At 69.3% G+C, this 15,411-nt stretch carries 10 protein-coding genes and 1 pseudogene; 6 read left to right on the top strand and 5 right to left on the bottom strand.

Annotated elements, in window-relative coordinates; genetic code table 11:
* Positions 1 to 107: 107 nt before the first annotated feature.
* Together HWX22_RS21780 and gluQRS are read left to right on the top strand one after the other, a co-directional pair.
* Complete coding sequence (locus HWX22_RS21780) at positions 108 to 962, top strand: sulfurtransferase (protein WP_175916377.1); 855 nt, start codon at positions 108 to 110, stop codon at positions 960 to 962.
* A gap of 22 nt (positions 963 to 984) precedes the next feature.
* Positions 985 to 1,878 carry a tRNA glutamyl-Q(34) synthetase GluQRS gene (gene gluQRS, locus HWX22_RS21775; protein WP_175916376.1) on the top strand — a complete coding sequence of 298 codons (894 nt, stop codon included), beginning with the start codon at positions 985 to 987 and terminating at the stop codon, positions 1,876 to 1,878.
* Positions 1,879 to 2,123: 245 nt separating this feature from the next.
* On the opposite strand, the gene HWX22_RS21770 is transcribed toward gluQRS, so the two are convergent.
* The 4 genes from HWX22_RS21770 to purT all read right to left on the bottom strand — a co-directional run bounded on the left by HWX22_RS21770 (position 2,124) and on the right by purT (position 5,985).
* Positions 2,124 to 3,659, bottom strand: coding sequence for a DEAD/DEAH box helicase (locus HWX22_RS21770; protein ID WP_175916375.1), 1,536 nt, complete (start codon positions 3,657 to 3,659; stop codon positions 2,124 to 2,126).
* Positions 3,660 to 4,091: 432 nt separating this feature from the next.
* Entirely contained in the window at positions 4,092 to 4,475 is a 384-nt protein-coding gene (locus HWX22_RS21765; protein WP_175910922.1) for an MliC family protein, read from the bottom strand.
* A gap of 82 nt (positions 4,476 to 4,557) precedes the next feature.
* On the bottom strand, positions 4,558 to 4,752 hold the full coding sequence (locus HWX22_RS21760; protein ID WP_175910923.1) for a DUF6726 family protein: 195 nt from the start codon (positions 4,750 to 4,752) through the stop codon (positions 4,558 to 4,560).
* A gap of 18 nt (positions 4,753 to 4,770) precedes the next feature.
* On the bottom strand, positions 4,771 to 5,985 hold the full coding sequence (gene purT / locus HWX22_RS21755) for a formate-dependent phosphoribosylglycinamide formyltransferase (RefSeq protein WP_059527309.1): 1,215 nt from the start codon (positions 5,983 to 5,985) through the stop codon (positions 4,771 to 4,773).
* A 215-nt stretch (positions 5,986 to 6,200) separates the two neighbouring features.
* Between purT and HWX22_RS21750 the strand changes: the two genes are divergently transcribed.
* Together HWX22_RS21750 and HWX22_RS21745 are read left to right on the top strand one after the other, a co-directional pair.
* Entirely contained in the window at positions 6,201 to 6,746 is a 546-nt protein-coding gene (locus HWX22_RS21750; protein ID WP_175910925.1) for an META domain-containing protein, read from the top strand.
* A 180-nt stretch (positions 6,747 to 6,926) separates the two neighbouring features.
* A complete protein-coding gene (locus HWX22_RS21745; RefSeq protein ID WP_175916374.1) occupies positions 6,927 to 11,546 on the top strand; it encodes a DNA translocase FtsK in 4,620 nt (1,539 codons plus the stop codon).
* A 103-nt stretch (positions 11,547 to 11,649) separates the two neighbouring features.
* On the opposite strand, the gene HWX22_RS21740 is transcribed toward HWX22_RS21745, so the two are convergent.
* Positions 11,650 to 12,897, bottom strand: a complete 1,248-nt coding sequence (locus HWX22_RS21740; protein ID WP_082725500.1) for a lactonase family protein — start codon at positions 12,895 to 12,897, stop codon at positions 11,650 to 11,652.
* A gap of 165 nt (positions 12,898 to 13,062) precedes the next feature.
* On the opposite strand from HWX22_RS21740, the gene HWX22_RS21735 reads away from it, so the two are divergent.
* Together HWX22_RS21735 and HWX22_RS21730 are read left to right on the top strand one after the other, a co-directional pair.
* Positions 13,063 to 14,892: a glycoside hydrolase family 15 protein gene (locus HWX22_RS21735; protein ID WP_175916373.1), complete on the top strand. Its 1,830-nt coding sequence runs from the start codon at positions 13,063 to 13,065 to the stop codon at positions 14,890 to 14,892.
* Between the two features lie 211 nt (positions 14,893 to 15,103).
* Positions 15,104 to 15,411 (top strand): annotated as a pseudogene (locus tag HWX22_RS21730) (polyhydroxyalkanoate depolymerase); the annotation flags it as partial.

Genomic DNA, 15,411 nt, shown 5'->3' with positions numbered 1-15,411 from the left:
TGCGGGATAATATGGGTTTTCGAATCATCGCCCCGGCTTCGCACCCTTTTTTGCGGGGCCGCCGTGCGCCCGCCGCACGGCCGCGGCCGTTTTCCCGTCGGACCATCATGACCATCGTCAACCTTGCCGCCTACCACTTCGTGTCGCTCGACGCGACCGAGCAATGGCGCCCGCTCGTCACCGCCCGCTGCAACGAACTCGGCCTGCGCGGCACGATCCTGCTCGCGCCGGAAGGCATCAACCTGTTCATCGCCGGCTCGCGCGAAGCGACCGACGCGTTCATCGACTACATCCGCCACGATCCGCTGTTCGAAGGCAAGTTCGCGACGCTGCAGTTCAAGGAGAGCCTGTCCGACTCGCAGCCGTTCCGCCGGATGCTCGTGCGCCTGAAGCGCGAGATCATCACGATGAAGAAGCCCGCGATCAAGCCGGAGCTCGGCCGCGCGCCGTCGGTCGACGCGCGCACGCTGAAGGCGTGGCTCGACCGCGGCCACGACGATGCCGGCCGCCCGGTCGTGATGCTCGACACGCGCAACGCGTTCGAAGTGGACGTCGGCACGTTCGACGACGCGCTCGACTACCGAATCGACAAGTTCAGCGAGTTCCCGGAAGTGATCGACGCGAGCCGCGCCGATCTCGAGGGCAAGACCGTCGTGTCGTTCTGCACGGGCGGCATCCGCTGCGAGAAGGCGGCGATCCACATGAAGGAAATCGGCATCGAGAACGTGTACCAGCTCGAGGGCGGGATCCTGAAGTATTTCGAGGAAGTCGGCGGCGCGCACTATCACGGCGACTGCTTCGTGTTCGACTACCGCACCGCGCTGAACCCGCAACTGCAGCCGACCGAAAACGTCACGTGCTTCGCGTGCCGCGCGGTCGTCACGCCGGAAGCCCAGCAATCGCCGAGCTACGTGGCCGGCCAGTCGTGCCCGGCCTGCGCGCAGACAGCCAGCGCCGCGTAAGCGCGCGTCGCTCCGCGCCCCGATGAACGGTTACCGCGGCCGCTTCGCGCCGTCGCCCACCGGCCCGCTGCATTTCGGCTCGCTGGTCGGTGCGCTCGCGAGCTGGCTCGACGCGCGCGCACACGGCGGCGCATGGCTCGTGCGCATCGAGGACATCGACGGCCCGCGCACGGTGCCCGGCGCCGCCGACGACATCCTCGCGACGCTCGCGCATTTCGGCATGACGCCCGACGAGCCACCCGTGTGGCAAAGCACGCGCGAGGCCAACTATGCGGCCGCGCTCGACCGGCTCGTCGACGCAGGGCTCGTCTACCCGTGCGGCTGCACGCGCAAGGAAATCGCTGATTCGCTACGTGCCGCACACGAGCGCCACACGACGCTCGCGTACCCGGGCACCTGCCGCACCGGCCTGCACGGCAAGCCCGCGCGCGCGTGGCGGCTGCGCGTGCCGGACGGCGACGATGCGATCGTCACGTTCGACGACCGCTGGCAGCACACGCAAGCGCAGAATCTCGCGACCGACGTCGGCGATTTCGTGCTGAAGCGCGCGGACGGCCAATGGGCGTATCAGCTCGCGGTGGTGGTCGACGATGCCGACGCGGGCATCACGCACGTCGTGCGCGGCGCCGACCTGCTCGATTCGACCGCGCGCCAGATCCACCTGCAGCGTTGTCTCGGCGTGCCGACGCCCGAATACCTGCACGTGCCCGTCGTCGTCGACGCGAACGGCGAAAAGCTCAGCAAGCAGACCGGCGCGATCGCGCTCCAGCGGGACGATCCGCTGCCGGCGCTGCGGGCTGCCGCCATGCATCTCGGCCTTGCCGCCGATGGCGATCCATCGGGCGACACGATGGATGCGTTCTACGCGGCCGCGACCGATGCGTGGGCGCGTCGCTTCGGGCCACACGCCGGCTGAGCCGTTCGCGGAATCCCTGTTCGCAGCGACCGCGTTCCGGCATCCGTCAGCGCTGAATCGACCGGAAACTGCACGCGCGCTGACGACACTGCACCGAAGCCCCCCGCCCGCGCGATCAGTCATCCCTCCTCCCGGCTGCCTCGTCACGAATCGTCTCGCCCAATGAAAAACGGGCACATGCTCATCGCATGCACCCGTTTCCGCGGCAGCGCTCGCGCGCTGCACCGACCGCCTGAACCGCCCGCTTACGCCGACGGCTTGCGCGGCATTCCGAAGCCGCCGAGCAGCGCGGCGACCTGACGCTTCGGCCCCTTCTTCTCGGGCTGCTGCGCGGACTTCGTCTCTTCCGGCTGGTTCGCCGGCGCCGACGGTTCGTACGGCTTCAGGAAGAAATCATCGACCGGCGCCTCGTGACGACGGTGATGGCCGCCGCGCTCGGAACCGCCCGAACGACGCCCCGACGCACCGCGATGCTCGTCGCGCTCGCGGCGGCCGCCGCGTTCGCCGCCGCGCTCACCGCCGCGCTCGTCGTGACGATGGCGCGCCGGCTTGTCGAGCGCGAGCGTCTGCACATCGAGCGGACGCTTGATCAGCTTCTCGATATCGGCGAGCTGCTTGCGCTCGTTCGGGCTGCACAGCGACAGCGCATCGCCCGTCGCGCCCGCGCGGCCCGTGCGGCCGATCCGGTGCACGTAGTCTTCCGCGTTGAACGGCAGGTCGAAGTTGATCACGGCCGGCAGTTCGGCGATGTCGAGGCCGCGCGCGGCCACGTCGGTCGCGACCAGCGCCTCGATTTCGCCGCGCTTGAACGCGTCGAGGGCCTGCATCCGCTCGATCTGCGTCTTGTCGCCGTGGATCGCCGACGCGACCACGCCGTCGCGCTCGAGATTGCGGGCCAGCCGGCTTGCGCCGATCTTGCTGTTGCAGAACACGATCACCTGCTTGAGCCCGCGATCGCGCAGCAGCTGCACGACGGCGGCCTGCTTGTCGCCTTCGGCGACGTCGTAGACGATCTGCGTGACGTTCGCGTTGGTCGAGTTGCTGCGCGCGACCTCGATCGTCTGCGGGTTGCGCAGGTAGGTCGATGCGAGCTTCTTGATTTCCAGCGAGAAGGTGGCCGAGAACAGCAGCGTCTGACGCTCCTTCGGCAGCAGGTTCAGGATGCGCTGCAGGTCCGGCAGGAAGCCCATGTCGAGCATCCGGTCGGCCTCGTCGAGCACGAGCATCTGCACCTGCCCGAGGTTTGCCGTTTTCTGCTGCACGTGGTCGAGCAGGCGGCCGGGCGTCGCGATCAGGATCTCGACGCCGCGGCGCAGCTCGGCCATCTGCGGGTTCATGTCGACGCCGCCGAACACCACCGCGCTGCGCAGCGGCGTGTGCTTCCCGTACGCGTGCACGTTCGCGGCAACCTGGTCGGCGAGCTCGCGGGTCGGCGTGAGGATCAGCGCGCGCACCGGGTGGCGCGCGGGCGATGCGCTCGTGTTGGCCTGCGGCAGCAGCCGCTGGAGGATCGGCAGCGAGAAGCTCGCGGTCTTGCCGGTACCCGTTTGCGCGGCGCCCATGACGTCGCGGCCGGCGAGCACGACCGGAATGGCCTGCGCCTGGATCGGCGTCGGCGTCGTATAGCCCTGCTCCGCGATGGCTTTCAGGATATCGGCGGCAAGGCCGAATTGATCGAAGGTTGCGTCGGCTGGCTTGGCGACTGAATCGGACATGGTGGCGTTTCGCTCAAAAGGCGCGGCGGGGACATCGTGCGTCAGGCCGGCCGGGCCTGCGCTCATCACATTTCGGAAGTAGACGGAGCCGCGGCGCGCCGCGCGGCGCCGCTCTGGCGCTTGGGACCGGTTCATTTCGAACATCGGGCGCCACAGGCCGTGCGGACTCCGTTCGGCGCGAATGCCGGCGGAAAGGGGCGTATTGTAGCACTGCGCAGCAATCTGTCCGTGACAACGCCGCGAACGCCCTCGGTGGCGGTTCGCGGCGAGCGCCGGCAGGCCTGGCGCGGGCGGATGCGTCGAGCGACCAGGCTATCCCGATCGGCCGATGGGTAAAAATAGGGGTCGAATTCCGGGTGTGCACTTCGGAAAATCGGCAAGCGGTCGACGAGCCCGGGCGCCGCCTGCCCAGCGATCCGGCTGGAGGTCGAACCCGGCTGCCCGCATCGAACGCGGCAATCGGCACGCCGGCACGGCGTATCCGATCGCGCGCGGCGCTCAGCCCTTCTTCTTTTTCTTCTTCTCGACCTGCACGCAGTCGCCCAGCAGCGGTGCCGCATTCTGGTCGGCGATCTCGTCGCGCAGCGTCCCTTCCTTGCCCTTCGTCCACCAGGTATAGCGTCCGGCCTGGTAGCGCACGCCCGACGCCGAAACGGTATCGACGAACAGCAGTTGCTGTCCGTTGACCGGCACCAGCGCGAAGCTCTGGCCGTTGCCCGCGCGCCAGTACGACACGCGCACCGGCTGCTTCTGGTTCGCGCACTGATAGAGGGCCTGCTGGCGCGAATCGGCGTCGATCTCCTCGACGGTCAGTTGCGCGGCATGCGCGACGGAAACGGCGGTGCCGGCCAGCGCGAGCGCGGCGAAGGTTTGGCGAATCATGCAGGTCCTCTCACGAGACGGGTGGAAGCACGCCCTCGCGGGACGCGCGGTTATCGTTGGTTATGTATTGAGCGTTCGTCGCTCAGGGATCGATGACGTCGGCGCACGCGTCGGTCGGCGCGGCCGCGACATGGCCGACGACCGGCACGATCTTCAGCCCGGCCGATGCGACCCGGCACGGCGCGGCCGCGAGGCCGCACCCCGCGAGGCTCGCGACCAGCGCCAGCGCGGCGCCCACCTTGCCGATACGGCCGATCCGCCGCCATGTCGACACCATCGCGTGCTCCCGATCCGGTCAGCGCGCCGACACGGGCCGCACGGCCGCCGCGGCGCGCTTTGCGCGTTCGCGGGCTTCGTCGACGGTCGCGCCGGTCGCGAGGGCGACGCCCATGCGCCGCTTCACGAAGCTTTCCGGTTTGCCGAACAGGCGCAGGTCGGCGCCCGGCACGGCCAGCGCGTCGCGCACACCCTCGAACGCGATGCCGCGCTCGTCGAGCCCGCCGTAAATCACCGCCGACGCGGCCGGCGAGCCGAGCGTCGGATCGACCGGCAGCCCGAGAATCGCGCGCGCGTGCAGTTCGAACTCCGACTGACGCTGCGACGCGAGCGTCACGAGGCCGGTGTCGTGCGGCCGCGGGCTCACCTCGGAGAACCAGACTTCGTCCCCGCGCACAAACAGCTCGACGCCGAACAGCCCGCGCCCGCCGAGCGCCTCGGTCACCTTGTGCGCGATCTCGCGCGACTTCTCCAACGCGACGGCGCTCATCGGCTGCGGCTGCCACGATTCGACGTAATCGCCCGCCACCTGCACGTGCCCGACCGGCTCGCAGAAGTAGGTGCGCGTCTCAAGCGTCGCCGGATCGATCGCGCGCACGGTCAGCTGCGTGATCTCGTAGTCGAAATCGATGAAGCCCTCGACGATCACACGGCCGTGGTTCACGCGGCCGCCCGCCATCGCGTAATCCCAGGCAGGCTTCACGTCGGCCTCGGTCCGCACGACCGACTGCCCCTTGCCCGACGACGACATCACCGGCTTCACGACGCACGGCATGCCGATCTTCGCGACGGCCGCGCTGAACGCGTCGAACGACTCGGCGAACGCATACGGCGAAGTCGCCAGCCCGAGCTCCTCGGCCGCGAGGCGGCGGATGCCTTCGCGGTTCATCGTGAGCTGCGTCGCGCGCGCGGTCGGGATCACCTCGGCGAGGCCGGCCGCCTCGATCGCCGCGAGGGCATCGGTCGCGATCGCCTCGATCTCCGGCACGATCAGGTGCGGGCGCTCTGCCTCGACGACCGCGCGCAGCGCGGCGGCGTCGGTCATGTCGATCACGTGCGCGCGATGCGCGACCTGGTGCCCCGGCGCGTCCGGATAACGATCGACCGCGACGACTTCGACGCCGAGACGCTGCAACGCGATGATGACTTCCTTGCCGAGTTCGCCCGCGCCGAGCAGCATGACGCGCGTGGCCGAGGGTGAAAGCGGCGTACCGAGCCGCTGACCGATCTGCATGTGATTTCCCGCTGGTTCTGTTGGAGGACGAAAACGGCTCCGATGTTAACACGCGCACCCGTGCCGGTCCGGGCGGTTTCGTCGCGTCGCGCGTCGCCGCGTGAAGCCCGCCGGCGCCTTGCGAACGTTTTCACGCGCGAAGTGTCGGCTCGCCTCGCGCGGGGCGGGTGCGTTACTCTTACGCCTTGATTAGAATCCGATGAGGAACGAGGCTCATGTCCCACCTGTCCGCCGCCGCACGCGCACGCACCGGCCTGCTTCGCCCGCTGCGCGCGCCGCTCTGCGCGTTGACGCTTGCCACGCTTCTCGCCGCCTGCGCGATGCCGACCCACCCCGATTCCGCCGCCCCCGCACCCGACCCGTACAACCCCGCCGCCGTCCAGCTGCTCGACGACACGAGCTGGGAGCTCACGAGCTGGGTGAACGCCGACGGCACGCCGCGCATGATTCCGCACGGCGACAACGGCGAGCCGATCAAGCTCGCGCTGTCCATCGAATCGGGCGTCCGACGCGCCAGTGGCTTTTCCGGCTGCAACCGCTACATGGGCACCTACGCGCTCAAGAACGGTCTGCTGAGCTTCGGGCCGCTGGCCGGCACGCGCATGGCATGCCCGAACGCACTCGGCGGCCAGCTCGAACACGCGTACCTCGATGCGCTCGCGCACATCGAGAAGACCGGCGTGCAGATGCGCGAGCCGCAGCAATTGCAGATCGTGACCGAAGCCGGCGCGACGCTGACCTTCACGCGCCGGAGCCCCTGATGCAGCGCGCGGGCGAAGGCCGACCGGCCGCCTTCGCCACGCGCGAATCCCGGACGCACGCGTCCCGTGGCCTGGAAGCGCGTCGACGCGTTCATGCTGCCCTAGAGTCCTGTTCGCCGGCCGGTTAAACTCGGCGGGTCGCGCACCGCGCTCCCCGCCCTCTTCCTGTTTCATCAAAGCATGCACACGGTTGTCTTCGGCTGGTTCGGCATCTCCGCCGTCTGGTTCCTCCTTCTCATCTGGCGTCTCGTTCAGGCGATGCTGCCCGGCGGCGGCGGACTCGCCGGCCGCGGCTCGATTCGCCTGTGGCTCGGCTTCGCGGCCGTGTTCGTCGCGAGCTGCGCGCTGACGAGCCCGCTGTCGGGCCCCGACACGAATGCGCTCGGCCACGCGCTCTCGAACGGCTTCGCGCATGTGCTCGGCCCGATCGGTACGCCGGTCGCGATGGTCGTGCTGTTCTTCGCCGGCCTGCCGTGGCTGACCGGCGTCGGCTGGCGGCAGTTCGCCGCGTGGGTCGACACGTCGTTCGGCGTCAAGCTCGCGCGCGACGTCGCCGACGACGACGTGCGCGGCGTCGCCGACCTGCCGCGCAGCGCGCTGCATCGCGACGACGACATCGTGCAGCCGACCACCGCGCACACCGTCAACTCGATGGCGCCGCGGCAGAACGGCCGCTATTCGCGCCCAACGTTGTGGAAACCCGATCCGCAGGCCCGACCGAAGCCGCGCAGCAACGCAGCGCCGCGTCCGCTCGCGGAGCCCGTCGCACCGTCGGGCTGGCTGAAGCCGACGTCGGCCCATCGCATGCCCCCGCCGCCCGCATCGGGCACGACGAGCGCCATGCCGCCGCCGACGACCGGCAGCACCGCCAGCCTCGCGCGAGCCGCAGCGAATGCACAGGTGCCGCGCCCGAACCCGGCCCCGCTTCCGGCCGGGTTCGAGCCCGTTCGGCCGCAACCGACCGCCGCGCGCCCGGCCGCAGCCGCAATGAAGCAGCCGGCCGCGCCGCGTGCCGCGGTCACACCGCGCCCGGCCGGCGTGACGCCGCCGCGCACGCCCGCGCGCCCAGCGGCGGGCGCCGGCCAGTCGCCGGACGCCGCACGGCGCCGCCCCCCGCCACCGGTCCCCGCGCGCGCGCCGCTCTACGCATGGGTGCAGCAGCCCGCGGAGCCGATCACGCCGGCGCCGAGCGTTCACGACACGCTGCGCTCGATCGAGGCCAGCACCGCGCAATGGGCGACGCTCGACGACGTGCGGGCGCCCGATGCGGCGCCGGCGACGGCCGCCGCGGTTGCGACGGCAGCGAGCGTCGCGGCATCGGCATCGGCATCGACGGCCGTACCCGCCGGGGTCGTTGCGAGCGCGCTTCAGGCCTCGCCCCGCCACGCAGACCTTCCGGACACGCACGAAGCCACGCCGGCATACGACGACGCACCGATCGTGCTGGATGCATTCATGCCGGCCGAGCCGAGCGTGCGCACACCCCTTCTCGATGTTGGCACGAGCATTCCGGCCTTCGGCGAAACTGCACGGCATGCCATACCGGATCGCAGCGTCGAGACCGATGCACCGACGCGTCATGCGGAAGGCGAGCATCGGCATGACGCCAATGCTCCCGCCGCGCCGGCATTCGATTCACCGATCGACTTCGCACCGTGGGAAGACATCGTCAGCCCGCCGGTTTCCGGACTCGACGCATCGCATGAAAGCCCGATTGCCGCGCCGCTGTCCGATGCGGATGAGTCGGGGGCGACGAGCGAGGCTGTCAGTTCGCATGCGGCCAGCGTCACGTCGATGGCAAGCTGCATGGGCCGCACCGCCGACGCGAAGGATGCGGCAACGGCCGCAGGGACGGTCGGTCAGGTCCAGTCGCAATCCACACTGCCGGCCGATACCACCGTATCGGTCGATACGACACCGGACACGCACGCGACTCAGGACGTCGTGACGCCTGTCCAGCAGGTCGCGCCGACCACTCCCCTCCCCGCTTCGTCGATCGCGGCAACGCCGACGCGGCCGCTTGCCGATGCCATGCCACCCGCATCGGCGGCGTCGATCTCCGCGATGGCGGAACCTGCGTCTGCGTCGTGGTCGAAGCCGTTGTCCGCGGAAACCTCCTCTGGTGCGCTGACGATTCCGGCAACTTCCGCGTCGTCGCGCGTCGGGACCACGCCGGGCTCTGCTGCCCTGGCACCCGCACCGGCGAACACGTCGAACAGCACACCGGCCGCCGCGACGCCTTCGTTCTCCGGCATGACTGGCACGGCCTCTTGGTCGCCGTCGCAACCCACCGCATCGGCGGCGCCCGTTGTATCGGCCGAGCCGTCCGCGCCGATGGGCGCCACGGCGGCCGCACACGGTTCCAGCGGTCACGTGCCGGGTGCGGCATCGGCCGCGGTCACGCCGGCACCCGCACCGACGGCACCCGCCCATACTCCTTCGACCGGTGCCGCCGTCCTGCCCGCCGCGCAGCCGTCCGCCCCCGTGGCGATGTCTGCTCCGACGCCCGCAATGAATGCTTCCGGTCCGGCCACATCGCAGCCGGCCGCGTCCGCACCCGCATCGACCGGCACGTCCTTCAGCGCAACCGGATCGCATCCGGCGCAAAGCACGCAGGTGTCGCCTGCCGTCGCGTCTGACGCCCCGTCCGGCAGCGCATTTACCGCAACGTCGACCGCATCGGCCACGCCTCCGGCAGCACCGACGAACCGCACGTCTGACGCTTGGTCGACCGGCACGCAGGCCACGCCGCCCGCAGTAGCGCAGGCAGCACCCGGCATCGCGCCTGCCGCCGCCGCTGCGGTCATCTCGGCGCCGTCTTCCGGCGCACTCGCCCCGACGAGCACGATCGTTGCCGCTGCACCCGCCGCGTTCGGCGGCGTGCCTGCAGCGACGGGTGGCGCGCCGGCCTCCTTCGCCACGACCGCCCCCGCGACGGCATCGGCCGCGCCCGCGACTTCCGCGACCGCGTCTGTGTCGGCAATGCCGACCTTCTCCACACCGGGCGGATCCATCGACACGGCGAACCCGGCACAACCCGTCGCGTCCGCACCGGCGCCGCAGGCCCGGTCGTTCACCGCCCCGCTGGCCCCCGCTGCTGCATCGGCGAGCTGGTCCATGCCCGGCACGGGCGCGACGCCCGCGGCAACCGGCATCGCCATCCCGGCCGTCACGACCGCACCGCCGCCGGACACGACGCTGTCCGAGGCCACCGTGCCGCCGGCACCGGCGGAATCGAGCGCCCCGCCCCCGGACGCATCGGCCGAACCCGCGCGCCAGCCGCGCCCGAACGCGTTCGAATTCCACGCACCCGCGTCGTTCAACGTCGAACTGCCGACGCTCGACCTGCTCGAGCCCGCCTCCGACGATATCGAAACGATCACCGAGGAACACCTCGCGCAGACCGCCCAGGTCATCGAGCAGCGCCTGCAGGAATTCAAGGTGCCGGTGACCGTGGTCGGTGCATCGGCGGGTCCGGTGATCACGCGCTTCGAGATCGAACCCGCGCTCGGCGTGCGCGGCAGCCAGATCGTCGGCCTGATGAAGGACCTGTCGCGCGGCCTCGGCCTCACGTCGATCCGCGTCGTCGAGACGATTCCCGGCAAGACCTGCATGGGCCTCGAGCTGCCGAACGCGAAACGCCAGATGATCCGCCTGTCGGAAATCCTCGAATCGCGCCAGTACCAGCATTCGGCGTCGCAGCTGACGATCGCGATGGGCAAGGACATCACCGGCCACCCGGTCGTCACCGATCTCGCGAAGGCGCCGCACATGCTGGTCGCCGGCACGACGGGTTCGGGCAAGTCGGTCGCGATCAACGCGATGATCCTGTCGCTGCTGTACAAGGCGACGCCCGAGGACGTGCGGCTCATCATGATCGACCCGAAGATGCTCGAGTTGTCGGTCTACGAAGGCATCCCGCACCTGCTGGCGCCGGTCGTCACCGACATGAAGCTCGCGGCGAATGCGCTGAACTGGTGCGTCGGCGAAATGGAGAAGCGCTACCGCCTGATGTCGGCCGTCGGCGTGCGCAACCTCGCGGGCTTCAACCAGAAGATCCGCGACGCTGAAGCGAAGGAAAAGAAGATCGGCAACCCGTTCTCGCTGACGCCCGACGATCCCGAGCCGCTGTCGAAGCTGCCGCTGATCGTCGTCGTGATCGACGAGCTGGCCGACCTGATGATGGTCGCCGGCAAGAAGATCGAGGAGCTGATCGCCCGTCTCGCGCAGAAGGCGCGCGCGGCCGGCATCCACCTGATCCTCGCGACGCAGCGCCCGTCGGTCGACGTGATCACCGGCCTCATCAAGGCGAACATCCCGACGCGCGTCGCGTTCCAGGTGTCGTCGAAGATCGACTCGCGCACGATCCTCGATCAGATGGGCGCCGAATCGCTGCTCGGCCAGGGCGACATGCTGTTCCTGCCGCCGGGCACCGGCTACCCGCAGCGCGTGCACGGCGCGTTCGTCGCGGACGAGGAAGTGCACCGGATCGTGGAATACCTGAAGCAGTTCGGCGAGCCGCAGTACGAGGAAGGGATTCTCGACGGCCCGGCCGCCGACGGCGCGACGCAGGACCTGTTCGGCGACGCGCCGGATGCGGAAGCCGATCCGCTGTACGACGAAGCGGTCGCGTTCGTCGTGCGCACACGGCGCGCGTCGATCTCGTCGGTGCAGCGCCAGTTGCGCATCGGCTACAACCGCGCCGCGCGGCTCGTCGAGCAGATGGAAGCAGCCGGGCTCGTGTCGCCGATGGGGATCAACGGCAGCCGCGAGGTGCTCGTGCCGGCCGCGGCCGACTGAGCACGGCGGCCGCGCGGCCGACGACGACCGATACGGGCGCCCCGCGCAAGCGGCCGCCCGAACGAAAAAAAAGGGCGCTGCAGAAGCAGCGCCCTTTCTCCATTTACTGCGCCACCGGCACCAGCTTGAAATCGACCGGGCTGCCGAGCGCCACCTTCTGCGGATTCGGGCCGAGCTGCCCCGTTTCGACGTCGCGACTGAATACGTAGAACGTATCGCTGTCCTGGTTGCCGACGATCAGCCACTTGCCGGTCGGATCGATCAGGAATTCGCGCGGCGTCTTGCCGAGGCTCGACTGGCGCCCGACGGTCTTCAGCCGGCCATCGGCCTTGTTCACCGCGTAGATCACGATTTCGTTCACGTCGCCACGGTTGCTCGCGTACAGGAAGCGGCCGTCCGGCGACAGGTGGATCGCGCCGCCGCCCACCTTGCCCTTGAAGCCCGGCACCGTCATCGGCAGCGTCTCGACCGGCGTCAGCTTGCCGTCGTGGTGGCCGAACACCTCGACCGCCGCGTTGAGCTCGCTCGTCACGTACGCGAACCGGCCGTCGGCGCCGAACACCATGTGACGCGGGCCGGAGCCGGCCTTCACCGGCGTGTAGCGCGTGTCGGTCGGGCTGATCAACCCGCGGCTGCCGTCGATCGTGTAGCGGTAGCCGTAGATCTTGTCCGCGCCGAGGTCCTGCACGAACAGGTAACGGCCATCGGGCGAGAACACCGTCGAGTGCACGTGCGCGCCGTCCTGGCGCCCCTTCACGGGCCCCGTGCCTTCGTGATGCACCGTCAGCGCGGCCGGGCCGACCGCACCGCCGTCGCGGACCGGGAACACGGCGAAGCTGCCGCCCGGATCGGCCGCGACCGAGTAGTTGGCCGTGACGAGGTACTTGCCGTCCGGCGACAGCGCGAGATAGCAAGGATCGTTCCCTTCGGACGACACGCGGTCGATGAACGTGAGCGCTCCCGTCTTCGGATCGAAGCCGAACGCGCTGACGCCGCCGCGCTGCGTCGCAGGGCCGTTGTCGCCGGGCAGTTCGTTGACCGCGTAGACGGTGCGACCGTCGCGGCTTGGCAACAGGTAGGACGGATTCACGGTCTTCGCCGACGACACGGGTGCGACACTGCCCGTTTTCGTATCGAAGCGGTAAACGTAGATCCCGTCGCTGCCGCGCCCCGTATAGGTGCCGACGAGCAGGTTGTAGACGCCATCGGCCGGTGCCGGCGATTGTTGAGCGAAGGCATGGGTCGCGGACAAGGACAGCACGATCGCGAAACCTTTCATCCAGTGAGCGAGCCTAAGCGGGAACCCTCGTGTCGAAGCGCGTGCGTCACGCTCGCGTAAACGGCTGGGCATTGAATCCTCCTTGCATCGAGTCGCTTCAAGTGTTGAGATAGGACGAAACGCCGGCCGTTCATGCGCTCCGCCGCCCGGCCGAGTATACGGGGCGCGACGCCGGCGCGTGAAGCCAGGGCGCCTCCGCCTGCATAGTGAACTCGAATACCCAAGGACCGCTTGCCCATGCCCGCCCTGATCGAAGACTACGCCCTCGTCGGCGACGGCCACACCGCCGCGCTGATCTCGAAAGACGGCTCCGTCGACTGGCTGTGCTGGCCCCGCTTCGATTCGGGCGCCTGTTTCGCGGCGCTGGTCGGCACGCCCGAGCACGGCCGCTGGCTGCTCGCGCCGGCCGACGACGCCGCGATCACGCACACGACGCGCCGCTATCGCGGCGACACGCTGATCCTCGAGAGCGACTATGAAAGCGCCGACGGCGCAGTCACCGTGATCGACTTCATGCCGCCCGGCAATGGCTGGTCCGAACTGGTGCGGATCGTCGTCGGCCGCCACGGCACGATGAAGATGCGCATGGAGCTGGTGTTGCGCTTCGACTACGGTTTCTCGATCCCGTGGGTCACGCAACTGACCCGCGAGGACGGCGTGAAGGCGATCGCCGGCCCCGATACCGTCGTGCTGCGCACGCTGGTGCCGCTCACCGGCAAGAACCTCCATACGCTCGCGGAATTCACGGTGAGCGCCGACGAACGCGTGCCGTTTTCGCTCAGCTACGCGGCGTCGCACCTGCGGCTGCCGCCTGCGCGCGATCCGCTGTCGATGCTCGCCCGCACCGAGAACTACTGGCTCGAATGGTCGGGCCGCTGCCAGGTGCAGGGTCGCTACGCGGCGGCCGTGCGCCGCTCGCTGATCACGCTGAAGGCGCTCGCGTACGAGCCGACCGGCGGGATCGTCGCGGCGCCCACCACGTCGCTGCCCGAAAAGATCGGCGGCAACCGCAACTGGGACTACCGCTATTGCTGGCTGCGCGACGCGACGATCACGTTGCTCGCGCTGATGCGCGGCGGCTACTACGACGAGGCGCGCGCCTGGCGCACGTGGCTCGGCCGCGTGATGGCCGGCTCGCCCGAGCAAATCCAGATCATGTACGGGATCGCGGGCGAACGCCGGCTGCCGGAAATGGAGCTCGACTGGCTGCCCGGCTACCAGGATTCGAAACCGGTGCGCGTCGGCAACGGCGCCGCGAACCAGCTCCAGCTCGACGTGTTCGGCGAAGTGATGGCCGCGCTGCACCTCGCGCGCGTGGGCGGCCTGCAGGCCGACGACACGGTGTGGTCCGTCCAGTGTTCACTGCTCGATCATCTCGAGAAGATCTGGCAGGAACCCGACGAGGGGATCTGGGAAACGCGCGGCGGCCGCCGCCATTTCACGTTCTCGAAGGTGATGGCGTGGGTCGCATTCGACCGCGCGATCAAGTCGGCGGAAATGTTCCGGCTGCCCGCGTCGCTCGACCGCTGGCGCGCGCTGCGCGACCGGATCCACGCGGACGTCTGCGACAACGCATGGCATGAAGGCAAACGGGCGTTTGCGCAGAGTTACGGCAGCGACGAACTCGACGCGAGCGTGCTGCTGATGCCGCTGCTCGGCTTCCTGCCGCCGGAAGACCCGCGCATCGTCGGCACGGTCGACGCGATCGAGCGGGAATTGCTGCACGACGGGCTCGTGATGCGCTACCGAACGACGGAGTACGACGACGGCCTGCCGCCCGGCGAAGGCACGTTTCTCGCGTGCAGTTTCTGGCTGGTCGACAACTACGCGCTGCTCGGCCGGATCGACGACGCGCACCGGCTCTTCAGCCGGCTGCTCGCGCTGTCCAACGACCTCGGGCTGCTCGCCGAGGAATACGACCCGGTCGAGGGCCGGCTCGTCGGCAACTTCCCGCAGGCGTTCTCGCACGTGGCGCTGGTGCATACTGCAATGAACCTGATGCACCACGAAGACGCCATGGCGCGCGCGGCCGGCCAGCCGGCGCCGGCCGTGGCGACAGGGCGCTGACCGGGGCCGGAGCGGCTTCTTCAGAGATCGTCAATTCGCAAAAGTTTGATGAAAAATCGGGGAAATGTTGCATTGCAACACCCATCGTTGTCCGATATGATCGATTCGATTGTCCGGCCGCACTGCACCATGGCCGGTCGCTGACCCACACGGCACGCCGCGACGCCCCACGCCGCCCTTGCGCACCGTCCCCCACGCGGGAGTAGTCTGCATGCTTTACCAACTGCACGAATTCCAGCGGGCGATGCTGAGCCCGCTCACGGCCTGGGCCCAGGCCGCATCCAAGTCGTTCGCCAACCCGTCGAGCCCGTTCTCGCTGATGCCCGGCGCGACGCGGATGGCCGCCGCGTACGAGCTGATGTACCGGCTCGGCAAGGATTACGAGAAGCCCGAATTCAACATTCATCAGATCGTCAAGGACGGCCACAACATCCCGATCGTCGAGCAGACGATCGTCGAGAAGCCGTTCTGCCGGCTGCTGCGCTTCAAACGCTATTCGGACGACGCCGATGCCGTCAC

It is taken from the genome of Burkholderia sp. BCC1638 (assembly GCF_902833195.1).
Lineage (GTDB): Bacteria > Pseudomonadota > Gammaproteobacteria > Burkholderiales > Burkholderiaceae > Burkholderia > Burkholderia diffusa.
This window is presented reverse-complemented; position numbering and strand designations above follow the sequence as displayed.